Here is a 24464-nt window from a genome sequence, read left to right as displayed (position 1 = left end):
CGCTGTTTAGATTACTCGCTGATTTTTTCTACAAAAACATAGTAATTTACATGGATATCCATAGGTATTCTTCGGTAGACTCTGTACTATCAATCGTCGTTATTTAAATAGATAAATTGGAGATCACATGACTGTAGATGTTTCTGAAAGCATTACTCAAACTATTCACCCTGCGTTTCAGCTATTACGTCAACACCATGTAGAAGCACTCGATATTCACGTTTCAGAATACAAACATAAAGTGACAGGTGCGGTTCATTACCATTTGGCAACAGAGCATGATGAAAATGTATTTTTGGTTGCTTTTAGAACACAACCCATGGATTCAAAAGGTGCGGCACATATCTTAGAGCATACTGCTTTGTGTGGTTCTGAAAAGTTTCCTGTACGTGACCCATTCTTTTTAATGATCCGCCGTTCACTCAATACCTTTATGAATGCGTTTACTGCCGCAGATTGGACTGCATATCCATTTGCGACTCAGAATAAAAAAGACTTTCAAAACTTATTGTCAGTGTATTTGGATGCTGCATTTGCCGCGAATTTAAATCCTTTAGACTTTGCTCAAGAAGGTATTCGTATAGAGCTTGAAAATGATCAAGCTGTTTATAAAGGCGTGGTCTTCAATGAAATGAAAGGGGCAATGAGTTCTCCTACAGATCAGCTTTATCATCAACTGGCACATCATTTATTTCCAAAGACCACTTATCACTACAACTCAGGTGGTGATCCAAAAGACATTCCAGATTTAAGTTACGAGCAGCTCGTTGATTTTTATAAAACGCATTATCATCCGAGCAATGCTGTATTTATGACTTTTGGCAATCAAACTGCTTATGATCTACAAGAGCAGTTTGAAAAATTAGCACTACATAAGTTTTCTCAGGGTACGACTCTATATTCAACACCTGAGCAACGTTTAGCTGCGCCAGTTGAAGTGACTGAAAGCTATGCGGTCGATAGTGAAGATTTAAAAGATAAAACCTATCATGTTATGTCATGGTTATTGCCTGAAACCAGTGATATCAAACTCCGTTTAGGGATGCGTTTGGTTGAAGGGATTTTATTAGAAAACTCAGCCTCTCCATTACGTCATTACTTAGAAACCTGTGGTTATGCTCAATCAACTGGCCCAATCATGGGTGTAGATGATAGTAATTTTGAAATGACCTTTTATTGTGGCATTCAAGGTTCAAATGCTGAACATGCTGATACCTTTAAAAATGGCGTATTAGATATTCTAAAAGATGTTGCATCTAAACCTATCGATACAGATTTGGTTGATGCCATTCTTCATCAAATTGAATTGCACCAACGTGAAATCAATGGCGATGGTACACCTTATGGCTTAAGTTTGATCTTGAATGGTTTGGGTTGTGCCATTCATCACACGGATCCAATTCATGTTTGGGATGTAGATGCAGCGATTGAACAAGTGAAAGAAGAGTTGAAAGACCCAATGTGGTTATCCAACTTGATTCAAACGCATTTGTTAGATAATCCTCATCGTGTCCAAATGACACTTGTGCCTGATGCAACTAAATCTGTAAAAGAGCAAGAGGCTGAACACGCACGTTTAGCTGAAATCACTGCAAATCTAACAGATGCTCAGAAAATTGAAATTCAAGAGAAAACTGAAGCGCTGAAAAAACGCCAAGATACGCCTGATAACTTAGAATTGCTGCCTAAAGTTGGTCTGGAAGATGTGCCCGCTGATTTACAGATCGTACAGGGTCAATTGCGTGAAATTATCATTAATCGTTCAGATGTACCATTGAATCTATATCATGCTGGAACGAACGGGATTTATTATCAACAGGTACTCATTCAAGTGCCTGATGAAATCGTACAGTCACCTTATTTCAACTTGCTCTCTATTTTGATGGGTGAAGTTGGTGCTGGCGAATACGATTATCTCGAGTTCCAACAAATCCAAACTGCGGTGAGTGGCGGCTTAGGCATGGGTGCATCTTTGCGCAGTAAGGTTGATGATAAAGATCGTATCAGCGCTTGGTTAACTTTAACCACCAAATCACTCACGCAAAAATTAGATACGATCCAGCTATTAAAGTTAGCTTTTGAAAAACTACGTTTCGATGAGAAAGATCGTATCATTGAGTTATTGCAGCAACGCAAAACACGTTGGCAATCACGCTTGTCTGGTTCTGGTCACAGTTATGCAATGCAAGCTGCTTCACGTCAAATGAGTGCTTTGGCACGCCGTGATTATCATAATACAGGATTAGGTGCGTTAAATTGGCTCAGTGATTTAGTGGCTAAAATTGATCAAGATGACACGGCTTATCAAGCGTTGATTGAAGAATTAAAAGCCATTCATCGCCAACTTTTACAAGCGCCTAAGCAGTTCTTATTGGTATGTGAAGAACATCAGTCTGATCGTTTGGTTGAAGAAATCCAAAATGTTTGGGATAAATTAGAAGTTGATCAGACCCCTGTAACTTTAACCCAAGTCGCACAGGTGAATACAAATACGGATGAAGCATGGTTGATTCAAACCAATGTCCAGTTCTGTGCATCAGCTTATCAAGCTGTAGATGTGGCACACCCTGATGCTGCACCCTTAATGGTCTTGGCAGCGTACCTACGTAATGGATTCCTGCACAGCGCAATCCGTGAAAAAGGTGGGGCATACGGTGGTGGGGCGAGCTACGATGGCAATGCTTGTTCATTCCGTTTCTACAGCTATCGGGATCCACGTTTAGTTGAAACTTTTAATGATTTTGAAGCAAGCGTACAATGGTTATTCAATACTGAACAGCAATCATACCAACTCGAAGAAGCGATTTTAGGATTGGTTTCGAGTATGGATAAACCAGGTTCACCTGCTGGTGAAGCGATTACCGCTTGTTATTCATGGTTGCATGCTCGGACACCTACATTCCGTAAATTGTTACGTGAACGTCTACTCAATGTAACTTTCGATGATTTACAACGTGTAGCGAAACAATATTTGCTAGAGCAAACCCCAGTGAAAGCGGTGGTGGCGCCATTCGCTAAACGCGAAGAATTGCAGAAACTTGGTTTTGAGATTCAACAGGTCAATTAAAAAATAAAAACTGGAGATATGTATGGTGTTCAAATCTTTTGAGCGTCGTTATTTGGAGCTAGGTGTCCTTACGATACTTGGCTCTTTAACGACATCGTTGGCAAATGCTGAGGCGACAGCACCAACAAGCCCTGCGTCAGCAGAAGCGTGTGTGGCGTTGGCTTCAAATGCGGATCGACTCGCTTGTTATGATCGTCTGTTCAAAGCGCCAACGATTATTCAGCCACCAACACCAGTCGTTGAGCCTGTTCTTGCAGCAAGTCCAGTGATGGTTGAGCGTGAAAATGAACAGACTCAGCTTGAATCATTAAAAGATAAAGTGGTCCAAAAAGTCAGTGACTTGCATATCTTAGGTGCTGCGCCAAAGTTTGACCCGACTGTTTCTTTATTGGATCGTCGTTGGGAGCTTTCTGAAGAAAGTAAATTAGGCGTTTGGAATATTCGTGCTTATCAACCTGTTTATTTGCTGCCCGTGTTTTGGACCAGTAATAAAAACGAGTTTCCGAATAGTCCAAATCCGCAAAACACGGTGGAAGATAAACAAGACTTAACGTCGGCAGAGGCGAAGTTTCAGATCTCATTAAAGACCAAAGCTTGGGAAAATATTTTTGGCAACAATGGTGATCTTTGGGTCGGTTATACCCAATCTTCACGTTGGCAGGTTTATAACTCGGAAGAGTCTAGACCATTCCGGGAGACCAATTATGAACCTGAAGCAAGCCTCATGTTTAGAACCAATTACAATGTGTTGGGTTTAAACGCACGCTTACTAGGTGTGACTTTAAATCATCAATCAAATGGTCGTTCTGATCCATTATCTCGTAGTTGGAATCGTGTGATTTTTAACTTCGGATTTGAAAAAGATAACTTTGCATTGATGCTACGCCCTTGGTACCGTGTCGAAGAAGATGCGAAAGACGATAATAATCCAGATATTAAGGATTATATTGGTCGTGGTGATTTAACTGCTTTTTATCGACATAAGCAAAATGATTTTTCTTTGATGTTACGCCATTCACTCAAGGGTGGAGATCGTTCAAATGGCGCGGTGCAGTTTGACTGGGCTTTTCCGATCAAAGATAAACTGCGTGGACATTTCCAAATATTTGATGGTTATGGCGAGAGCTTGATTGATTATAATCATCGTGCAACTTATGTCGGGTTGGGTGTGTCTTTGATGAACTTGTATTAAGTTAATTTAAGTCCATAAAAAAGCAGATGAAATCATCTGCTTTTTTATTATCCAATTTGAATGTTGGCTGGAGGATGTTTTAAACGGCTCTTCTTCGGTGTTGCAATTAAATAGGCCAAAGTCAGTGGCCCAAGCCGCCCTGTAAACATGAGTAAACACAGCATTAAAAGGCTACCGTCATGTAGTTCGCCCGTCACGCCTCTGGAAAGTCCTACAGTACACGCGGCAGATAATACCTCAAACATTAGATCTAGAACATCTAACTCAGGTTCTAAGATGAGTATAGTAAAGCCACCTATAAAAATTAACATGCCTGTAATCGATGCCACAGCCAGTGCTTTATAAGTACTTTCATGCGAAATTGCGTGATTAAAGATGCGGATTTCGTCATTCCGCCTCAGGAAAGCGACAACACATAAAACCAAGATGACAAACGTTCCAACTTTGATACCACCTGCGGTACTGAGAGAGCCACCACCAATAAACATCAATAACATGGTCAATAGTGTTGTGCTGTTATTCATCGAGCCTGTATCAAGTGTATTGAAGCCTGAAGAACGTGGGACAGTGGCTTGAAACCAAGAGTTGACGGCTTGCTCTCCCAAGCTCATATGGCCCAAAGTCATAGGGTTACGTGCTTCAAGTAACCAAATGGCGATAAAAGCAATAATATTAATAATGACGATTGTACTGATTACCAATTTACTGTTTGGACTGAGTTTGCGCCATTTTTTATTCTGTTTAATGTCCATCAATACCAAAAAGCCAATCCCGCCTAAGATATAGAGAATACTAATGGTGATACAAATGAAATAGTTGCCGTAAAAGTTAGTAAGACCGTTATCGAATAAAGAAAAACCAGCATTGTTAAAGGCGGATATACTATAAAAAATAGAGTAATAAATACCTTTGGGAATGCCATAAAGTGGAATAAAGGTCGTGGCCAGTAATATCGCGCCAATCAATTCAAAGAAAAGTGTATACGCAACAACGCCTTTCGCGATAAACGTCACTTTAGATAAACTGGTTTGCCCCAGACTTTCTTGCGCCATCATTTGTTGTCGCAATCCTACTTTGGGAGATAAACTAAGTGCCGCCAATATCGCAAAAGTCATAAACCCAAGCCCACCAGACTGGATCATGAGTAGAATAATCATTTGCCCAAAATGAGTATAGGACTCGCCAATATTTACAACAGATAACCCTGTAATAGTCACCGCGGAAGTTGCTGTAAAAAACGCATCCATCCAAGAAACTTGTCCTGTATGTGCAAAAGGAAGTTTGAGTAGAATCGTCCCAATCACAATAAAGCTTAAGAAACCAATCGCGAGTAAGGAGGGAGGGCTCAGATTAAAAATCTTTTGTGCCTTAGTGTTCGTTGTCATATTATTGGAAGCACTCAGACAGTTTTTTCAGGTTTGGCAATAACCCCTCAAGGATAAGTACATCGCCTCTATGTAAGGTAAAATTACAATCTGTCTCGTAAAAAATTTGCTGATCACGTTTGACCAATAAGAGTTTGACATGGGGCGCGAGCTGCATCAGTCCTGATAAGTTGATGCCATGCAATTTATCTATTATTGGAACTTTAATAATAAAATGATCATCATCCAATGCCATATAGCGGCTCACCATTGGGTAGTTAAGTGCTTGTGCGACACGTACCCCCATATCTTCTTCAGGGTGGATGATTTTGTTGATGCTAAGATGGGATAGAATTGTATGATGCGCTTTGGTTTTTGCTTTTACCCAAATTTTATCAATACCTAAATTTTTTAGACTCAGCACACAAAGTATACTGGCTTCAATATCTTCACCGATTGCCACCACGACAGCATCACAATTTTGTACGTTTAGTTCATCAAGGACGTGCTCGTCAGTTGCATCTGCGATAACGGCATGCGTAATTTGGTTGGCTAGATTCTCGACATTACGCTTTTGGGTATCGATACCAATAACATCATGATTTAGTTTTGTGAGCTCTAACGCAACTGTTGCACCAAAACTACCTAAGCCAATGATTGCAAACTGTGCCATGTGTACCCCTGAACCAAAGATCAAAAAATATTTTTATTCATTTTATTGAGAATTGACGGGATCGTGTGTAACTTTTTTTAGGAAAAACAGTCTTCGAGATGCAGAAAACGATAAAAAGGATTGAGTTCTGTCATTAGAACTCAATCCTCCTCGTTATGTTCACTTTATTTTAAGAAACGCTTATATCCAATGTTGTCGCTGATCTCTGCATATGGATAGGTGATCTGCTCCAATGTTTCAATCAAACCATCTGGATTTTGCTTCGCATCTGTTGCCTGAAACCCCACAAGAACGCGACCTTCCGCAGCGCCGTGATTACGATAGTGGAACAGGGTAATATTGTGTGTTGGACCTAAACGTTCTAAGAAGGTGAGTAGAGCACCTGGACGTTCGGGAAATTCGACACGGAATAAACGTTCATTTTCAAGATTTGCATGTCCACCGATCAGATAACGAATATGTAGTTTCGCGACTTCATCATCAGACAAATCATCGACTTCATATTGTTGTTTGAGCAATTCATGAATCTCATGGCGTTCGATTTCACCGCCTTTTAAGCTAATCCCAACAAATACCTGAGCTAGACCGCTATTGCTGGCACGATAGTTAAATTCAGTAATATTGCGGCCTTGTAAGGCACGGCAGAATTGTAAAAATGCGCCTTTTTGTTCAGGAATCGTCACTGCATAAATGGCTTCTTTACGCTCACCTAATTCGGTGCGCTCAGCAATATAACGTAGACGATCAAAATTCATGTTTGCACCACAAACAATCGACACCATATTTTTATTCGTCAATTGATGTTGAGCCACATATTTCTTGATCCCTGCCAATGCCATTGCACCAGAAGGTTCAACAATACTGCGGTTCTCGTCATAGGTGTCTTTAATTGCTGCACAAATTTCATCTGTATCGACAGTCACTACATCGGGTTCAACAATTGGACCAGAATTGTCAGATTTACGTAGTTTGACCATTTCAAATGGTAACTCACCAATCTGTGCAACCGCCGTGCCATCTGCAAATAAACCGACATGCGGTAAAATCACACGTTCATTGGATTCAAGTGCAGCTTTTAAACAAGCCGATTCTTCATATTCCACGCCTATAACTTTGACGTGTGGTGCGACTTCACCGAGGTAAGCTGCAACACCTGCGATTAAACCGCCACCGCCAACAGCAACAAAAACATACTCAACATCACGCCATTGACGAAGTAATTCATTTGCAATGGTGCCTTGTCCTGCAATGACGAGTTCATCATCATAGGGTGGAATAAAAACTAGACCTTCAGTTTCAGCACGTTGTTTTGCGTATTTATTGGCAATATCAAAGCTATCACCATGTAGAACAACTTGACCACCTAAGTTTCTAACGGCTTGGACTTTAATATCTGGTGTGGTAATTGGCATCACAATAATAGCTGGAATGCCGAGTTTTTTACCCGACAAAGCAACGCCTTGAGCATGGTTGCCAGCAGAAGCACAGATTACCCCGCGATCTAATTGATCTTTTGGGAGCTGGCTGATGCGGTTATACGCACCGCGGAGTTTAAAAGAGAACACGGGTTGTAAGTCTTCGCGTTTAAAGCGAATGTTATTATTGATTTTTTGACTAATTCGGGGAGCTGCTTCAAGCGGTGTTTCAATCGCAACATCGTAAACCGTTGCTTGTAAAATTTGTCGTACCACACGAGACAGCATGTTCATCTTCCCTATAACAGTTTAAAATAGGGAGTCATTGTAGCAAACCCCTGTACATTTGCGCTGTTTTCTTAAAGCAAATGTCAAAATAGTTGAGTGAAGTCATGAGTCTATATGCAACCCAAGATGAAAAAAAACAAGCAGCAGCAAAAGCCGCTTTAAAACATTTACCCAAAGGCGGCATTTTAGGCGTAGGAACAGGAAGTACGGTTAATTTCCTTATCGATTTATTGCCTGAGCTGCAACTTGAAGCGGCGGTTGCAAGTTCGAATGCAACAGCGGAGCGATTAAAAAAACTCGGTATCGAAGTTGTTGATATGAACTCAGTGGGTGGTTTAGATGCTTATGTCGATGGTGCAGATGAAATCGACCGTCACATGCATATGATCAAAGGTGGTGGTGCTGCTTTGACGCGTGAAAAGATTGTTGCCTCAATTGCAAAGAAATTTGTGTGTATTGTTGATGACTCTAAATGGGTGGATCAATTGGGACGTGATTTCCCATTGCCGATCGAAGTTATTCCAATGGCACGTTCAGCAGTCGCTCGTAAAATCGTCGCTTTAGGCGGTGATCCTGCTTATCGTGAAGGTGTTGTAACTGACAATGGAAACGTGATTTTGGATGTATTTAATCTAAATATCTTAAATGCCCTTGATTTAGAAAAAACCATCAATAACATTCCGGGCGTTGTAACAAACGGTATTTTTGCCTTAAATGCAGCGAGTATCGCAATCGTTGCAACTGATCATGGTATTGAAGAACGTACCGCACAATAATGCCATCAGTTTCATTGGAAGCGTTATTACCTGAAGTTAAAGTTGTTCGACACGCAAGGGCGAGAAATTTGCGCTTGCGTGTTGAGCCAACGGGTATACGTCTCACTGTTCCTCCGTTTTGTACTAAAATTCAAATTCAACAATTTTTGAAACAGTCAGAACAATGGCTAGTCAATACTTGGTCAAAACAGCAGCAACAATTAGATCAAGGGCGTGATTTTCCCGAAGCGTTATGTTTGTTTTTCCATTCACAACCCTTTCATATTATTCAGCAACAGCAGCGCTATATTTTTAAGTTCGATTGGGAGCAACACCAATTATTTATACGGAACCAACAACCTGAAGCTGCTTTACAAGCGGCTGTATTGGCTTACGCAAAACAATTTTTACCTGAATATTTAAATCAAGTCAGCCGAGAAATTGGCTTGCCTTACCAAGCATGTGCAGTCCGAAAACCAAAAACACGATGGGGAAGTTGCAGTACAAAACATGACATCATGTTAAATGCAGCGTTGGTGTTGATGCCTAAATCTAATGTGCGAGCAGTATGTGTACACGAATTAGCGCATACCAAACATTTCGATCATAGTGCTGCATTTTGGAATGAGGTGGCTAAACATGATCACAACTATCTAGAGCATCGCAGGCAGTTAAAGCAGATACAGCTACCGCATTGGTATTATAAAAAGATTTAAGTTACTGATTGAAGATTAATCCATATGAAAACACCAAGATTGTTTTAAATTTGGCACATCGTTACTACTTAAATAATTAAGATCATCCGGCAGGCAATTGAATATTTATTCTGTTGCCTGCTGGATGAGGGTTTTTGCTAATTAAAATTACATTGCAGCTGCGTGCTTTGCAATTGATCGGGTGCTTTACGAGCATCAAAACCAGCGCTGGCGCTCAGTACTTGATTGGCTTTGATATTAACTTGCACAAATTGATATTGTGAATTGCTATTAGTTGGCTCTGGTGAACTACTATTTAATAGATATTCATGATTTTCTTTATCAACTTGTAATAGGTTATCTGTACTGTCACCATCCAATTTTGATCGAAATGTCTGATTGTTTTTGGTAAGTTCCAGCCATCCATCGGCACGAATATTAAGTTGGCAATCTTGACTGTTATCTTGATAGTGGCCAATCAAATATTCAATAGAAGGTGAGCTATGATTAATGATATTGATACCTGTAATGCCTTGTTTACAGGGATAAATTGAGCCATTGCAAGTTGCGATTGTATCTGAAAAACCAACAGCTCGACGGTAATCCCCCGCACCAGTTATACGAACATTGTGCGGTACAGATGGATTGACTGTTGGTACAACACCAGAATAGCTACGCTGTTGCAATTGGTTATAATGCGTTGGATTAGATGTCTTTTGGTCATAAGTATCTGCGAGTTGCAATACTGCTTGTTTTAATGATGCGGCATATTGTTCTCTTGTGTTTTTTTGATTATTTGCTATGTCAATGATGGTATTTTTAGCAGGGTCAATATTATCTGGTGCTGCGAGAACCAGAGTAGTCAGGACTTCTTGATCGCCACGGATTTTTTTTGCATCCAGATAGCCATCTCTTAAATCAATGGCTAAATTTTTAGAGAACTCAGCGAAGGAAGTGTCAGGATATATGGTTGACCATTGCTGTAGATAACCAAAACTCAGGTAGGTGTTTAAATATAACCCAGAATTTATATTGGAGCTTTGTGGTGAGAAGACATGCAGTCTATTGGATGGATTTACGTTGGTGATGTTTAAATATTTAAAGGCACTCAATAACGCTGTTTCAACATCCGATGTCGCAAGTTCAAGCTGTCCTGCTGTGATGTTCATTGCATAGTTACTTTCATCACTTGGCAACTGTCCTGAACGAACTAAGGCGCGTTGATAAATCGACTCGCTGCTGGGGTTGATAAATATCGTTTGCGTTAAATCACTGACATCAACTTTGACTAATGCTCGTAATGTCAGATCAATTTTTTTATATTGACCACTGAGGAAATCGTAGATCAGAGAATTAGGTGTAGTCGTTAATTCAACTCGATATAAACGGTTTTTATTCAGGATTTCAGGCAGGGTAATCGATAAATCGGTTGTTGTACTAAAATTTTGCTCTAAGACTAATCGGTCATCAACGTTATCAAAGACTTTAACAACAACTTCACGTATTTCGAGAGGCACTTTAATATTAAAGTTCTTCGGTTTTTGGGCTACGACCTCTTCTGGTGGAGTGCTCTTACGTGCTTCACTCTCACCACTACCACAACCAATCAAAGCTGAACTAAGTAAAAGTGTACTCAACCCTAAGCAAATATGATGATGTAATCTTTGTTCTGACATCAAAGAAGGCATTCCAGCTCTCCAAAAATTTTGCATCCATGAAATTTTTATTACCGCATCGTTTTATTCTATGCGAATCTTATACTGATTCAATAGTCTTTCTTGACCAATGGTAAAATCAGCTCAAAATAAAAGAATACCTTTTCCCTTTCTATATATCTGATTTTTGAAATATAAGCCAATTTATTCATGTTAATTTGATGATGACTACTCATTTTATTTTCTTATAAGTTAGAGACTTGAAGATTGTGTAAAACAAGCCAAACTGCCATACTATTTGTCTAAATGAACGCTAGAGGTGTGACACGTGATTTCTGTTGGTATTGTTGGTGGAACTGGATACACAGGGGTTGAACTACTACGTCTATTGTTAAGACATTCACAAGTTCAGGTCAGTATTCTCACTTCGCGTACTGAAGCTGGAAAGCGTGTTGCAGATATGTTCCCAAGCCTACGAGGACATACTGAGCTCAAGTTTTCTGATTTTGATTTGGATCAGCTTAAACAGTGTGATGTTGTTTTTTTTGCAACGCCGCATGGTGTTGCGATGCAACATGCTGAGGCATTGGTTGCTGCTGGTACGAAAGTAATTGATCTGGCGGCAGATTTTCGTCTACAGAATTTAGCCCAATTTGAGAAATGGTATGGCATGCAACATCATTGCCCAACTGTACTCAAAGATTCAGTTTACGGTTTAACTGAATTGAATCGTGAAAAAATCAAACAAGCGAATGTAATTGGTAACCCAGGCTGCTATCCGACCACGGTTCAGCTTGGTTTAGCACCATTATTAAAGAATCGTTTGATCAATACTCAGAGTATCATTGTTGATGCAAAATCAGGTGTGTCGGGTGCAGGACGTAAAGCCAGTCTTGGTATGATTTACAGTGAAAATGCGGATAACTTCAAAGCTTATGGCGTGGCAGGACATCGTCATCATCCAGAGATTGTTGAAGCCCTTGAGAATATTTCAGGACAAAAAGGTCAGTTTGATCAACTGATTTTTGTACCGCATTTGGTTCCAATGATTCGTGGTATGTTAAGCACGATTTACGTGGATTTAACTGAACAGAGTCAACAAACAGATATTCAAGCATTGTATGAAAGCTTCTATCAAAATGAACGTTTTGTAGATGTGATGCCTGCCAACAGTTCACCTGAAACACGCAGTGTTCGTGGTGCAAATGAATTACGTATCGCGATACACCAACCTCAACCGAATAAGTTAATTGTGCTTGTTGCACAGGATAACTTGGTGAAAGGCGCGGCGGGTCAAGCAGTTCAAAATATGAACTTAATGTTCGATTTTGATGAGGCTGCAGGTTTGGAAGGTATTGGTTTATTACCATAAAAAACGCTTTTTTACTTCACACACATTTAAAATTGGATTTAAATGTGTGCTTTGATGTAGATCGTAACGATAGAGATAATGATGGATAACGTTGAACCAACGACTTCACCAGAAAGTTCGGTTGAGAAAAACAAATTCTTAAAAACGAATTTACCTTTACTTATTGCTGCAACCATTCTTATTGGTAGTAGTTTTATGATTGGTTATACAGTTGGGCACCGTCAAGGATTAACTGTTGTTGGTTATGATGCCGATGCTGAGCAGCTAGTAGATGTTGTTCAAAAACAGAAGACAGCATTAGACTCTATTAACAAAAGTTTGAATGCTGCTGTTCAAGAGCGGGATATGGCTGTGGGTAATGCTGATGATCTATTCAAAGCGGTCAATCAAGCCAATGCGGATAAAATTCAGTTTGAAGGCATGAATGCCATTTATCGAGATATTTTGAGACAGCGCGGTGGCGTGAGTTTGACGATTCAGAATTTGGCGATCAAGTCTTTACCTGAAAATGCGTTTGAATATCAAATTGATCTTGTTCAAGTGAGCCCGAATAAACGCCGTGCAGCAGGTTCTGTTGAATTGCGTTTGATTCGAAATACTGAAATTTTAGATGTACCACTAGAAGATAAAAGCTTTAATTTTGATGATTTTGAGCGTTTAACTGGACGCTGGACTATGCCAAAAGGATTTACGCCACAATTTATCGAAGTGCGTTTATCTGGCGCAGGTACACCTGTGATTAAGCGCTTTAGCTGGCAACGTGGTCAACCCGTTGATTTAAATTCTGCTTTTGTATCAGAAATTCCTCAAGCTGAAGCAAATGCTCAGTAAATTTATAGATTAAGAACCGAATATGCGAAGATATCGACGTCAAATGAATTTAAGTGAAGTGAAAAACTCTTTTCATCAATCGGGTTATGTTGACTGGCACTTAAATCCTCGTTTAAGTGATTCGCAAGAGGATCATGATGGTGAGCTGGTTGTGCAAACAGCTCCACCAGCAGTGCAGCGACCACCATTGTATGCAGTTGTTTTATTAAACGATGATTACACGCCAATGGATTTTGTGATTGATGTACTACAAAGTTATTTCTCTATGGACTTGGATCAAGCAAGTCAAGTAATGCTAACAGTCCATTATGAAGGCAAAGGCACTGCGGGTATTTATCCTCGAGATATTGCTGAAACTAAAGCAAATCAAGTTAATAATTATGCGCGTGCACAAGGACACCCGTTGCTTTGTCAGATCGAACCTGAGCAGCGTTAAGAAAAGCAACGCTTTTTAGCTGCGCAAGATGAGAGCTACGCTCGAGTGGCGGGTTAAACAAAGCAACGTTCTTGCAGAATATATTCCTCATGCGCAAGACCTTGCGCCATATATGGCTTATATGCTCCGAGTGGCGGATAAAACAAACTTAAAGCATCGCTTAAGGCTTTGTCCTGAGATGCCTTTAAAGCTTCGTAAGAAGACCTTGCGCCATAGCCATATATGTCTCGTATGCTCGAGTGGCAGGTGTAGCAAAGTTTTAATCTCGAGTAAAAAATATAATCATACGTTCAAGTAAAATTTGAATGGATGATGAAGGAAAGTAACGGTTAAACAATAAGTATGTTTGTTTTTTAAACAATTGAATGGTTCATATTCTCTTTGTAATTAAATTTTTACAACAATACTTTGTTTTGAATCTTGACCAATACACTCAACTAATGCTAACAGTAGACTATGAAGCAAAGAGACTTGTAAACGTATGTTAGATAACGATTGCAGATACTCAAGCGGATTAGTCCATAATTGGCTTTTTCAGTTAAAGATGCGTCTTTTTTTGATCTAGCCCAAAATATAAGGGGGTTACATGCTCAGTCGTCAATTAGAAGTATCGTTACGTTTGGCTGTAAGCATGGCTCGTCAAAAGAGGCATGAGTTTCTGACAGTTGAACATCTATTGCTCGCTTTGCTTGATAATGATTCAGCTGTGAATGCACTAAAAGCATGTGGTGCTGATATCGTTACTTTACGTAAAGAGTTAGAGGAATATGTAGAGCAACACACCCCAAAGCTTGGTGATAATAGCGAACAAGCACCACACCCAACGGAAAGTTTTGACCGAATTTTGCAACGAGCAATTTTTCATGTTCAATCAAGCGGTGGAGATCGTACCGTTGAAGGGGCAGACGTATTAGTTGCCATGTATTCTGAAAGAGATTCTTTCGCTGTTTATTTATTGAAACGACATCAAATTAATCGTTTAACTTTGACTCAGTACTTATCTCATGGAACACGTAAAGAAGAGATTCAAGTTGAAGAAGAAGTTGAAGATATTGATGGTGAAAGCGCAGCATCTGCAAATGCAGGGCCTTTAGAGCAATACACGTTAAATCTAAATACTGAAGCGCAAAAGGGTAAAACTGACCCTTTAATTGGTCGTGAGAAAGAAATTGAGCGTGCGGCACAAATTTTATGTCGCCGTCGTAAAAATAACCCACTCTTAGTGGGAGATCCGGGTGTCGGAAAAACTTCGATTGCCGAAGGTTTGGCATGGTTGATTGTCAATGGTAAAGCACCAAAACCTTTAGCAAATGCTGAAGTTTATAGCTTAGACATTGGTGCATTGGTTGCAGGGACTAAATATCGCGGTGACTTTGAAAAACGTTTGAAACAATTGTTAAATGCGTTAAAAAAGAATCCGAATGCAATTCTATTTATTGATGAAATCCATATGATTATTGGTGCTGGCTCAAGTATGGGCAGCACAATGGATGCATCAAATCTTATTAAACCTGCTTTGGCAAACGGAAGTTTACGTTGTATCGGTTCAACAACTTTCCAAGAATATCGTCAAGTATTTGAAAAGGATCATGCATTATCACGCCGTTTCCAAAAGGTTGACGTTAGTGAGCCTAGTATTGGGGAAACGATCGAGATCTTACGTGGTCTGAAAAGCAAATTTGAAGATTTCCATCATGTTGAATACGACGACAAAGCACTTGTGGCTGCTGTGGAGCTTTCTGCAAAATTCATCAATGACCGTTTTTTACCCGATAAGGCGATTGATGTTATTGATGAAGCAGGTGCGGGACGTCGTTTGAAGGCGGAAGTCGATGGCTCACTGATTTCTGTCGAAAACATTGAGGATATCGTGTCTAAGATTGCGCGTATTCCACCTAAAACAGTCTCGAAAGATGACAAGACTGTGTTGGAAAATCTTGAGCGTGATTTAAAACGTGTGGTCTTTGGTCAAGATGAAGCAATTACAGCTTTATCGTCAGCAATTAAGCTTTCTCGTGCAGGTTTAAAAGCACCAGACAAACCTGTTGGAAGTTTTGTATTTGCTGGGCCCACAGGGGTTGGTAAAACAGAAGTTACCAAACAATTGGCAAAACTGTTAGGTGTGGAGTTTGTCCGTTTCGATATGTCTGAATATATGGAGCGTCATGCAGTTTCACGCTTGATTGGTGCACCTCCAGGTTATGTTGGTTATGATCAAGGCGGTTTGTTGACCGATGCGATTCACAAAAACCCACATTGTGTCTTGTTACTTGATGAAATTGAAAAAGCACATCCAGATGTATTCAATTTATTATTACAAGTCATGGATCATGGGGCTTTAACCGATAACAATGGTCGTAAGTCTGATTTTAGAAATGTGATTATTGTATTAACAACCAATGTCGGTGCGGAAAGTATTTCTCGTGCAAGTATTGGTTTTACAGAACAAGATCACAGTGCCGATAACCAAGATGCGATGAAACGTGCATTCTCACCTGAATTCCGTAACCGTTTGGATGGTGTGATTCAATTTAAATCATTACCAACAACAGTCATTGAATCTGTGGTTGATAAGTTCTTAACAGAACTCCAAGCGCAGCTAGATGAAAAACAAGTGGTGCTTGAAGTTGATCAAAGTGCACGTGACTGGTTATCGACCAATGGCTATGATCGCCTCATGGGTGCTCGTCCAATGCAACGTTTGATTCAAGAGCATTTGAAAAAACCACTTGCTGAGATGATTTTATTTGGTGAGTTGGCTGAACATGGCGGTAATGTTGCTGTTTCTGTCAAACATGAAGATGGCAAAGAAGTTGGTTTGAAATTGGAAGTATTTGAAGACCATATCAATCCGAGTGCTGAACCCGCTTAATGTTTGAATTCTCTTTTTCTATAATCCGAATACTAAGTGTATTCGGGTTATTTTTATTAACTGCAATTGCTGAAATCTTAGGTTGCTATTTTCCTTATTTGATTTTGAATCATGGCAAGTCTCATTGGTTGTGGATACCGACAGCATTGAGTCTAGCTGTGTTTGTGTGGTTACTCACATTACATCCAGCTGCATCAGGTCGTATTTATGCGGCTTATGGTGGTGTTTATATTTTCACTGCGTTGATGTGGCTACGTTACGTTGATCAAGTAATGTTGACGCGCTGGGATGTCTTGGGTGGGATCATTGTGCTTTGTGGTGCAAGCTTGATTATCTTACAACCGCAAGGGTTGGTGCGTTAAGCGCTTAAGCATAACAACAATCATGTTGTCACGCTTATTTAGAAATATGAGAAAAAATACTACATCAATACATAATCTTCTGAAATTCCGCATTCTTCTACGAAAGATTCATCATGTGATACTAATATCACCGCACCATTAAAAGAGCGAATTGCCTGAGCGAGTAATTCGCGTGATTCGATGTCGAGATGATTTTCTGGTTCATCCAAAAGTAATAGCTCTACAGTTTGTTGTTTCAACGCAAGCAATGACACTTTTAAGCGTTCGCCACCACTCAAAGTTGCTAAAGGAGTAAGTGCTTTATCTCTACGGATTTGTAAATTTCCAAGCAAAGTTCGCGCTTGTTGCTCGGTCAGATTTGAATCAAAACTACATAAATAATCAACGGCAGAAATATTTTCATCAAGCAATGAAACATTTTGATCCAGATAAATAGAATCTACTTTGCAATAAATTTCTCCTGAAGCTGGAGGAATTTGACCGTGGATGGTCTTTAGTAAAGTTGATTTACCAATGCCATTTATACCTTTTAAATGCAATTTCTCTCTAGCAGAGATTGCAAGATTAAGGGGAGTGGTATTCGCAAAAGCCAATTTAACCTGATGGCAGCGTAAGATTTCTTCTGATAACTTTCCTGAGATTTGGGTAAATTCAAAAGATTGCGGTTTCAAATGTTCCAGTTGAGTTTGCTTATGTAGCAACTCGTCTTTTGCATCCGCTAATTGGTTGTTCTGTTGCTTACGTAGATGAGAGAGTGATTGCTCGGCTTGCTCTTTTTTTGCGTCCAACAAGATTGGAGCTTGCGAACCAGACGACCTTAACTTTTCACCTATTTTTTTACGCTTTTGAGCTTTCATTTGACTGAGATGTTGCTGTTCCTTAAGATGCTTCAATTCTCTTTTTTCTTGTTGAACAGCTTGCGATAAAGCTTCGACTTTGGAGTGATGCTGTTGCTGATACAGTGCATAGTTCCCACCATAATAATTTAAACCAAATTGATTTAATGCAAAAATACTTTCTACATGAGCTAATAGCTGTCGATCATGACTAATGATGAGCCCACCTGTAGTATGTTGAGCCATTTGATTGATTAGCCATTGACGACCCTGAGTATCCAAATGATTACTGGGTTCATCTAGTAGCAGATAATGATCTTTAAGTAGAAATAAACGACAAAGTGCAAGTTTGGTTTTTTGACCTTCACTTAAATGTTGAATAGGTGTGCTGAGATCTGTGGGTAAGCCAGCGCTTTCTAAGAGCTGCTGCCATTGCATAGGCAAATGCCACAGATTTTCCACCTGTTCATAATCTGTAAATGAAGCGTTACCTTGTTGAATATACTGAAAACTTAAATATAAATTTTCAATGTCTAAGGCCTGAGCAATGGTCTGTGCTTGCACACGCTGAAGTTGCGCCAAATATTGATGTGGGCATCGCCACGAAATTTGACCTGAATAAGATAGGTTACTGGCTGCTTGTCTATGCAGAATAGACATTAATACCGATTTACCTTGGCCATTACGACCAATCAATCCAGAAAATTGTTTTAAGGGGATTTGAAAGGATAGGCTTTCAAAGAGCTTAAGCTGAGATAGTTCTAGTGTTAGATTGGTAATGATACATGCCTGTTGAGTCATAAGAACCTCATAAACAGGATATGCAAAATAGAATGAGAGGGGTTTTAGAATACGAATCGCTAAACGATAGATAAGTCTATTTTGCACATCAAAAAGGGAAGTGAACTTTGATGATAAAAATAGAACTTACTTCATCGGCGTGATCTCAAATGGGTTTATTTATGCATTATTCTATTGGTGAAAAAGTCAAAGGTCAAATTTCACCTTTTTACAGTCGCAGTTAAAAAAGAGAAAAAAAGCTTGTCAAATGCCCTAATAGTGCGTAGTTTAGTAAGGAAGAACAGTTTTTTAGATATTTGAAATAATGATGTTAAAGCATACTGTAAACACAAACGCTTACTTTTATTTTTGGCAATATATTTAGTTGCCTGAAGCGTTTCGGGCGACAAAAGGTTGCCCAACCAGTTAATACCTGATCGGCAACCCCGATCAGGTTTTTTTATGCTTTAATATTCATCACTTTAGGAGAAATAGCATGTACATATTTAACGTTTCATATTTTAGCAAGACTTCTTGGTTTTACTTTGCAAAGAAATCAACATCGCTTAGATCACACTTGCTCAAATAAATATTCGGACTGTGCGACAGTCCAAAGGAATTGCCAATGAACGCTTTAAATACTGCTTTAACACAATCAAAAAGTCATACAAAAGAAACAATGCTCAGCTTACCTTCGCAACTTAAAGCGCAGTATCCCTTGTCTGCTACTTTAGCGCAGCAAATCTCAAAACATCGTCAAACGATTCAGAATATTTTATCAGGGCAAGATCACCGTTTAATGGTGATTACAGGGCCTTGTTCGATTCATGATCCTATCGCCGTTCTAGAATATGCTGATCGTCTACAGCAACTACAAGAACAAGTAAAAGATCAGATATTTCTTGTTATGCGTGCATATATTGAAAAACCACGGACAACAGTGGGTTGGAAAGGTTTTTTGTATGATCCAAATTTAGATGGATCATCAGATTTACAGTTGGGTTTAGAAAAATCGCGCGCGCTTTACTTACAACTTGTTGAAAAGGGTTTGCCAATTGCAAGTGAAATTCTAAGCCCAATGGCAACAGGTTATTTTGATGATTTACTCGCTTGGGGGGCAATTGGTGCGCGTACCAGCGAATCTCAAATTCACCGTGAGATTGCTAGCCATATGCCCTACAGTATTGGCTTCAAGAATGGTACCGATGGTTCGATTCAAATTGCGTTAGATGCAATCCAATCTGCGCTGCATGGTCATCAATTTTTAGGCATGACACAACAAGGTTTACCTGCAATTTTGCATAGTGAAGGTAATCCATTGCCACATTTGATTTTACGTGGTTCAAATCAAGGGACAAACTATGATTTGGCAGCGATTCAGGCGATGCATTTTAAACATAAGCATTTACCAGCATTGGTGATTGATTGCAGTCATGGCAATAGTGGTAAAGATCCTTTGTTACAACCACAGGTTTTGCAGCAAATTATTGTTGAGCGAGCTGAATCAAACGTACGTGGTGTTATGCTTGAAAGCCATTTAGTTGATGGGAGTCAGAAGATTTCTTGTGATATGACTTATGGTCAATCAGTAACAGATGGTTGTTTAGGTTGGGATAAAACGGAACAAGTTTTGTTAGATATTGCTGAACAAATGAGACATAAGAAATAATCTTCCTTAAAAAAGCCAATCTAGATCAGATTGGCTTTTTTATTCAATTCCGTAAAACCGCTTATATGGACTGCGCGCTAAGAAAACGACCAATCTCTTGGCTAAACTTTCTGGGTTCTGTAATCAATGGTGTATGTCCAGAGCGTTCAAAATAAACAGTTTTAGCATTTGTTAGACTCTTTGCAATCAGTGTCTGACCAGTTTCAGGGTAAAGGCTAGATTCACGACCGATAAAGAACGTGGTTGGGCAGTTCACTTGGCGAATCGCTTCTCTATAGTCTTCATTGTGATTTAAATAATTTTCAACATACCAAAGCAAATAATCTAAACGTTGAATCGGCAGTAAATATTTTTGTAGGAAGGGGCGATTTAGTGCGAGTTTAACGATTTTAGGGCTATAGGTATTGCTACTTTGTAGTTCAATAAAAGCGGCCCATAAACTTACTAGCTTATAACGGATATCATTTGGTAGGTCTTCAAGCTTTTGTGCATGCTTATAATCTAATAAAAGTGTTTGAATATCGAGAAGTAGATTTTTGAATTGAGCGTGCTTTTGTCCAAACAAGCCATAATGCCAAGAGTCGTCTACCGAAATCTTAGGGGTTTGGTCAATATGAAGATAGGCTTTGAGTTTTTCTGCCAAACCACCATGTTTCATGCCATGCATCGCTGTAGTTGCGCCCATGGAGTAGCTCATCAAGATAAACTGATCTAATTTTAATTGTTTAATCAGATGATCAATATCATTCCAATGACTAGAAATTGCATCAGTCTCAGGAATTGCGCAGTGTTTTGAACCACCAAAGCCACGCCAATCTGGAATAATAAATTCATATTGCTTACGATTAGCAAATAAAAAAGGAAGCCATTGCCAGCTTTGCATACCCAGCCCAGATAACACAAGTACAGGTTCACCTTCACCCACACGTCGTACAAATAATTTTTGTTGATCGGGCATGCTATAAAACGGCATTATTTTTCTCCTTTGTCTAGTTCATCAAACTTCTTAAGTTGAGGAATCATCTGTTCTAACCATTTTATCCATTCGTTTTCTTTAATGATACCAAGTTCAAGAATCATTTTATGGATAAACAAAACGCGATTGGTCGGTTCGGTATTTTTAAAATCTTTATCATGAATAGCTTGATAAAGGCTTAATTTTTCCTTATGTAATATTAAATGCCGTTCTAATTCGGGCAAAATTTTATTGCCACCTAGTTGCGCTTCAGCTCTTAGTCTAACCATGAGATCATCACGTAGTTGAGCTGGTTCACTTTGCTGCTCAATCCATGCAGCGAGTTGTATTCTTCCGAGCTGTTCGATTTGATAGGTTTTTTTTCGACTATTGGCTGTTTGCTCTTCTAAGGTAGAGATCCATTCTTTTTTCAGCATACCATTGAGTTCACGATAAATTTGCTGATGAGTGGCATTCCAAAAAAAGCCCATGGAGCGATCAAAACGACGAGCTAATTCAAAACCTGAGCTTGGTTTTTCCAATAAGCTGGTCAATAAAACATGGGCGAGTGACATAACCATCCAAGAAATAAAAAGTGACTCTTTAGATTATGCAAAATGTTGCATAAAAATCAAATCTTGTTTATAAGTTTGTGCAACAAGTTGCATTAGCAAGCAGATTGCTAGCCAAAGGAGAACACATGTCAGCTTATCCAAATTTATTAGCACCACTTGATTTAGGCTTCACTACATTGAAAAACCGTGTACTGATGGGCTCTATGCATATTGGTCTAGAAGAAGCACCGGAAGGTTATGAACGTATGGCAGCGTTTTATGCTGAACGTGCGAAAGGTGATGTTGGATTAATTGTTACTGGTGGTGTTTCTCCAAACGATGATGGCGTGGTATTTGCGCATGGAACTAAATTAGATACACGTGAAGAAGCTGAAAAGCATAAAGTCATTACCCAAGCTGTGCATGATGCTGGTGGTAAAATTGCGATGCAAATTTTGCATACAGGGCGTTATTCGTATCAAGCCGATAACGTTGCACCATCTGCCATTCAAGCACCGATCAATCCAATTAAACCGAAAGCTTTGTCTTCTGCTGAAGTGCAGCAAACCATTGATGACTTTGCCAACTGCGCCAAGCTAGCCCAATATGCGGGTTATGATGGTGTTGAGATCATGGGGTCTGAGGGTTACCTCATTAATGAGTTTATTGCAGCTCGTACCAATCATCGTGATGATGAGTGGGGCGGAAGTTATGAAAATCGTATTCGTTTTCCAATCGAAATCGTAAAACGTACTCGAGCTTCTGTTGGTGAGAATTTCATTATTATCTATCGTTTATCCATGCTTGATTTGGTTGAAGGTGGTTCAACGTTAGAAGAAGTGGTACAACTCGCCAAAGAAATTGAAAAAGCAGGTGCAACGATTATTAATACGGGTATTGGCTGGCATGAAGCACGTATTCCAACGATTGCAACCAAAGTACCTCGCGCTGCGTTTACTTGGGTGACTGAAAAGCTAAAAGGTACAGTATCGATTCCATTGATTACCTCTAACCGTATCAATACACCAGAAATGGCGGAGTACGTATTAGCTTCTGGTCATGCAGATATGGTGTCCATGGCGCGTCCGATGCTTGCAGATGCTGAATTTGTATTGAAGGCGAGTGAAGGTCGTAGTGATGAAATTAATACCTGTATTGGTTGTAACCAAGCGTGTTTAGATCATATTTTCTCAATGAGTATTGCAACATGCTTAGTTAACCCACGTGCATGCTATGAAACTGAGTTAATTTTCAAAGAAACCAATGCGACCAAAAATATCGCAGTCATTGGCGCAGGGCCAGCAGGTTTAAGTTTTGCTGTATATGCTGCAAGTCGTGGTCATAAGGTAAAAGTGTTTGATGCAAGTAATCAAATTGGTGGTCAGTTCAATATTGCCAAAACCATTCCGGGTAAAGAAGAATTCTATGAAACCTTGCGTTATTTCAAGCGTCAAATTGAATTACAACCTAATATTGAATTAGTCCTGAATCATACTGTGACTTATGAAGAGCTTAGCCAAGCAGATTACGATGATATTGTGATTGCAACAGGGGTTACGCCACGTCAATTACAGATTGAGGGGATTGATCATCCAAAAGTATTAAGCTACCTCCAAGTATTAAAAGAGCGTATGCCTGTTGGTAAGCGTGTCGCAATTATTGGTGCTGGTGGTATTGGCTTTGATACAGCAGAGTATTTAACTCATGAAGGTGAAAGTGGTAGCTTAAATCCTGAAAAATTCTATGCAGAATGGGGCATTGATACCACGTATGAGCATGTTGGCGGTTTAAAACAACCTGAACTCGAAAAATCTGAACGCGAAATTTACTTATTACAACGTAAGAGTGCTGCTGTTGGTTCTAGTTTAGGTAAAACCACGGGATGGATTCACCGTACAGGCTTAAAACATCGTGATGTCAAAATGATTGCGGGTGCTAGCTACGATAAAGTTGATGATCAGGGTCTACATATTACTTTGAATGGTCACAGCACTGTTCTTGAAGTCGACAATGTTGTGATCTGTGCGGGTCAAGAGTCTTATACAGCAATGTTTGATCAGCTTAAAGCAGATGGTAAGAATGTTCATCTGATTGGCGGAGCGAAAGAAGCAGGTGAATTAGATGCGAAACGTGCGATTCGTCAAGGTGCTGAATTGGCTGCGGTACTATAAATAAACAGACCTAATACTTTGGACATTTTCTCTTAGGAGGAGGTGTCCATTGCGCTATGAATTAATTAAAAGGAAATATAACAATGACGATTGAAATAACAAAACAAGCGGTACAACTTTGGCATCAAATGATTAAAACAGGTGATTTGTCCATTTTAAATGACTTGCTCTCTGATGATGTAGTTTTCCGCTCGCCAGTCGCTCATAAGCCTTATGGCGGGAAACAAGTTGTTTTCTTTATCTTGAGTAATGTCATCCAAGTTTTTCAAGACTTTAAGTATCATCGTGAGTTTTATACCGACGATGGTGAAAGTGTCGTACTCGAATTTAGCGCCAATGTAAGCGGTAAATCATTAAAAGGTATTGATATGATCCGTTTTGATGAACAAGGAAAAATTACTGATTTCGAGGTGATGATTCGCCCAATGAGTGGTTTAGCAGCGTTGGCAGAACAAATGGGCGCTCGATTGGCACAGTACCAGACTGCTCAATCATAAATAGCCTAAGTATATCGAGACTATT

The 24464-nt window shown here is 39.6% G+C and carries 19 protein-coding genes and 1 pseudogene; 13 read left to right on the top strand and 7 right to left on the bottom strand.

Features of this window, described 5'->3' with window-relative positions; all coding sequences use genetic code 11:
- Positions 1-127 precede the first annotated feature (127 nt).
- Together F991_RS10840 and F991_RS10835 are read left to right on the top strand one after the other, a co-directional pair.
- Positions 128-3067, top strand: a complete 2940-nt coding sequence (locus F991_RS10840) for an insulinase family protein (protein WP_004671311.1) — start codon at positions 128-130, stop codon at positions 3065-3067.
- A 22-nt stretch (positions 3068-3089) separates the two neighbouring features.
- Positions 3090-4259 (top strand): phospholipase A, encoded by a 1170-nt coding sequence (locus F991_RS10835; protein WP_004671309.1) that lies wholly within the window; start codon positions 3090-3092, stop codon positions 4257-4259.
- A 47-nt stretch (positions 4260-4306) separates the two neighbouring features.
- On the opposite strand, the gene F991_RS10830 is transcribed toward F991_RS10835, so the two are convergent.
- From F991_RS10830 to ilvA, 3 genes are all read right to left on the bottom strand, one after another.
- On the bottom strand, positions 4307-5644 hold the full coding sequence (locus F991_RS10830) for a TrkH family potassium uptake protein (RefSeq protein ID WP_004671308.1): 1338 nt from the start codon (positions 5642-5644) through the stop codon (positions 4307-4309).
- Between the two features lies 1 nt (position 5645).
- Positions 5646-6296 (bottom strand): potassium channel family protein, encoded by a 651-nt coding sequence (locus F991_RS10825; RefSeq protein ID WP_004671306.1) that lies wholly within the window; start codon positions 6294-6296, stop codon positions 5646-5648.
- Positions 6297-6460: 164 nt separating this feature from the next.
- The gene (gene ilvA, locus F991_RS10820; RefSeq protein WP_171063441.1) at positions 6461-8005 is read right to left on the bottom strand and encodes a threonine ammonia-lyase, biosynthetic; all 1545 of its coding nucleotides are present in this window, start codon (positions 8003-8005) and stop codon (positions 6461-6463) included.
- Between the two features lie 98 nt (positions 8006-8103).
- Between ilvA and rpiA the strand changes: the two genes are divergently transcribed.
- Both rpiA and F991_RS10810 read left to right on the top strand, forming a co-directional pair.
- Complete coding sequence (rpiA, locus tag F991_RS10815; RefSeq protein ID WP_004671304.1) at positions 8104-8775, top strand: ribose-5-phosphate isomerase RpiA; 672 nt, start codon at positions 8104-8106, stop codon at positions 8773-8775.
- The gene (locus tag F991_RS10810) at positions 8775-9470 is read left to right on the top strand and encodes a M48 family metallopeptidase (protein WP_004671303.1); all 696 of its coding nucleotides are present in this window, start codon (positions 8775-8777) and stop codon (positions 9468-9470) included. The genes rpiA and F991_RS10810 overlap by 1 nt, the downstream gene beginning before the upstream one ends.
- A gap of 137 nt (positions 9471-9607) precedes the next feature.
- Here F991_RS10810 and F991_RS10805 read toward each other — a convergent pair whose 3' ends face one another.
- Positions 9608-11137 (bottom strand): hypothetical protein, encoded by a 1530-nt coding sequence (locus F991_RS10805; RefSeq protein ID WP_004671301.1) that lies wholly within the window; start codon positions 11135-11137, stop codon positions 9608-9610.
- 295 nt (positions 11138-11432) lie between these two features.
- On the opposite strand from F991_RS10805, the gene argC reads away from it, so the two are divergent.
- From argC to F991_RS10780, 6 genes and pseudogenes are all read left to right on the top strand, one after another.
- Positions 11433-12476, top strand: a complete 1044-nt coding sequence (gene argC / locus F991_RS10800; protein ID WP_004671300.1) for an N-acetyl-gamma-glutamyl-phosphate reductase — start codon at positions 11433-11435, stop codon at positions 12474-12476.
- An 81-nt stretch (positions 12477-12557) separates the two neighbouring features.
- A complete protein-coding gene (locus tag F991_RS10795; RefSeq protein ID WP_004671298.1) occupies positions 12558-13307 on the top strand; it encodes a DUF6776 family protein in 750 nt (249 codons plus the stop codon).
- A 22-nt stretch (positions 13308-13329) separates the two neighbouring features.
- Entirely contained in the window at positions 13330-13743 is a 414-nt protein-coding gene (gene clpS, locus F991_RS10790; protein ID WP_165382367.1) for an ATP-dependent Clp protease adapter ClpS, read from the top strand.
- 380 nt (positions 13744-14123) lie between these two features.
- A pseudogene (locus F991_RS17955) lies at positions 14124-14225 on the top strand (ATP-dependent Clp protease adapter ClpS); the annotation flags it as partial.
- Between the two features lie 104 nt (positions 14226-14329).
- On the top strand, positions 14330-16615 hold the full coding sequence (gene clpA, locus F991_RS10785; protein WP_004671292.1) for an ATP-dependent Clp protease ATP-binding subunit ClpA: 2286 nt from the start codon (positions 14330-14332) through the stop codon (positions 16613-16615).
- Positions 16615-16977: a YnfA family protein gene (locus tag F991_RS10780; RefSeq protein WP_004671290.1), complete on the top strand. Its 363-nt coding sequence runs from the start codon at positions 16615-16617 to the stop codon at positions 16975-16977. The genes clpA and F991_RS10780 overlap by 1 nt, the downstream gene beginning before the upstream one ends.
- Positions 16978-17036: 59 nt before the next feature.
- On the opposite strand, the gene F991_RS10775 is transcribed toward F991_RS10780, so the two are convergent.
- Complete coding sequence (locus F991_RS10775; protein WP_004671288.1) at positions 17037-18614, bottom strand: ATP-binding cassette domain-containing protein; 1578 nt, start codon at positions 18612-18614, stop codon at positions 17037-17039.
- A 604-nt stretch (positions 18615-19218) separates the two neighbouring features.
- Between F991_RS10775 and F991_RS10770 the strand changes: the two genes are divergently transcribed.
- Positions 19219-20262, top strand: coding sequence for a 3-deoxy-7-phosphoheptulonate synthase (locus F991_RS10770; RefSeq protein WP_004671287.1), 1044 nt, complete (start codon positions 19219-19221; stop codon positions 20260-20262).
- A gap of 61 nt (positions 20263-20323) precedes the next feature.
- Here the strand turns inward: F991_RS10770 and F991_RS10765 are convergent, their stop codons facing one another.
- Together F991_RS10765 and F991_RS10760 are read right to left on the bottom strand one after the other, a co-directional pair.
- Complete coding sequence (locus F991_RS10765) at positions 20324-21235, bottom strand: alpha/beta fold hydrolase (protein WP_004671284.1); 912 nt, start codon at positions 21233-21235, stop codon at positions 20324-20326.
- Positions 21235-21792: a PadR family transcriptional regulator gene (locus tag F991_RS10760; protein ID WP_004671282.1), complete on the bottom strand. Its 558-nt coding sequence runs from the start codon at positions 21790-21792 to the stop codon at positions 21235-21237. The genes F991_RS10765 and F991_RS10760 overlap by 1 nt, the downstream gene beginning before the upstream one ends.
- 125 nt (positions 21793-21917) lie before the next feature.
- Between F991_RS10760 and F991_RS10755 the strand changes: the two genes are divergently transcribed.
- Both F991_RS10755 and F991_RS10750 read left to right on the top strand, forming a co-directional pair.
- The gene (locus tag F991_RS10755; protein ID WP_004671281.1) at positions 21918-23942 is read left to right on the top strand and encodes an NADPH-dependent 2,4-dienoyl-CoA reductase; all 2025 of its coding nucleotides are present in this window, start codon (positions 21918-21920) and stop codon (positions 23940-23942) included.
- Between the two features lie 83 nt (positions 23943-24025).
- Entirely contained in the window at positions 24026-24439 is a 414-nt protein-coding gene (locus F991_RS10750) for a nuclear transport factor 2 family protein (protein WP_004671279.1), read from the top strand.
- Positions 24440-24464 lie beyond the last annotated feature (25 nt).

Source organism: Acinetobacter sp. CIP-A165, assembly GCF_000367985.1.
Taxonomy (GTDB): Bacteria; Pseudomonadota; Gammaproteobacteria; order Pseudomonadales; family Moraxellaceae; genus Acinetobacter.
Note: the sequence above shows the minus strand (reverse complement) of the source record. Positions and strands in the feature narration are given on the sequence as shown.

Excerpts from the sequence above, each read along its gene's own strand:
- rpiA (WP_004671304.1), top strand. The coding sequence starts at position 8,104 with ATGAGTCTATATGCAACCCAAGATGAAAAAAAACAAGCAGCAGCAAAA.
- F991_RS10830 (WP_004671308.1), bottom strand. The coding sequence starts at position 5,644 with ATGACAACGAACACTAAGGCACAAAAGATTTTTAATCTGAGCCCTCCC.
- F991_RS10825 (WP_004671306.1), bottom strand. The coding sequence starts at position 6,296 with ATGGCACAGTTTGCAATCATTGGCTTAGGTAGTTTTGGTGCAACAGTT.
- clpS (WP_165382367.1), top strand. The coding sequence starts at position 13,330 with ATGCGAAGATATCGACGTCAAATGAATTTAAGTGAAGTGAAAAACTCT.
- F991_RS10770 (WP_004671287.1), top strand. The coding sequence starts at position 19,219 with ATGAACGCTTTAAATACTGCTTTAACACAATCAAAAAGTCATACAAAA.
- F991_RS10775 (WP_004671288.1), bottom strand. The coding sequence starts at position 18,614 with ATGACTCAACAGGCATGTATCATTACCAATCTAACACTAGAACTATCT.
- ilvA (WP_171063441.1), bottom strand. The coding sequence starts at position 8,005 with ATGAACATGCTGTCTCGTGTGGTACGACAAATTTTACAAGCAACGGTT.
- F991_RS10765 (WP_004671284.1), bottom strand. The coding sequence starts at position 21,235 with ATGCCGTTTTATAGCATGCCCGATCAACAAAAATTATTTGTACGACGT.
- F991_RS10810 (WP_004671303.1), top strand. The coding sequence starts at position 8,775 with ATGCCATCAGTTTCATTGGAAGCGTTATTACCTGAAGTTAAAGTTGTT.
- F991_RS10760 (WP_004671282.1), bottom strand. The coding sequence starts at position 21,792 with ATGTCACTCGCCCATGTTTTATTGACCAGCTTATTGGAAAAACCAAGC.
- F991_RS10780 (WP_004671290.1), top strand. The coding sequence starts at position 16,615 with ATGTTTGAATTCTCTTTTTCTATAATCCGAATACTAAGTGTATTCGGG.
- F991_RS10755 (WP_004671281.1), top strand. The coding sequence starts at position 21,918 with ATGTCAGCTTATCCAAATTTATTAGCACCACTTGATTTAGGCTTCACT.
- F991_RS10750 (WP_004671279.1), top strand. The coding sequence starts at position 24,026 with ATGACGATTGAAATAACAAAACAAGCGGTACAACTTTGGCATCAAATG.
- F991_RS10840 (WP_004671311.1), top strand. The coding sequence starts at position 128 with ATGACTGTAGATGTTTCTGAAAGCATTACTCAAACTATTCACCCTGCG.
- clpA (WP_004671292.1), top strand. The coding sequence starts at position 14,330 with ATGCTCAGTCGTCAATTAGAAGTATCGTTACGTTTGGCTGTAAGCATG.
- F991_RS10805 (WP_004671301.1), bottom strand. The coding sequence starts at position 11,137 with ATGCCTTCTTTGATGTCAGAACAAAGATTACATCATCATATTTGCTTA.
- F991_RS10835 (WP_004671309.1), top strand. The coding sequence starts at position 3,090 with ATGGTGTTCAAATCTTTTGAGCGTCGTTATTTGGAGCTAGGTGTCCTT.
- F991_RS10795 (WP_004671298.1), top strand. The coding sequence starts at position 12,558 with ATGGATAACGTTGAACCAACGACTTCACCAGAAAGTTCGGTTGAGAAA.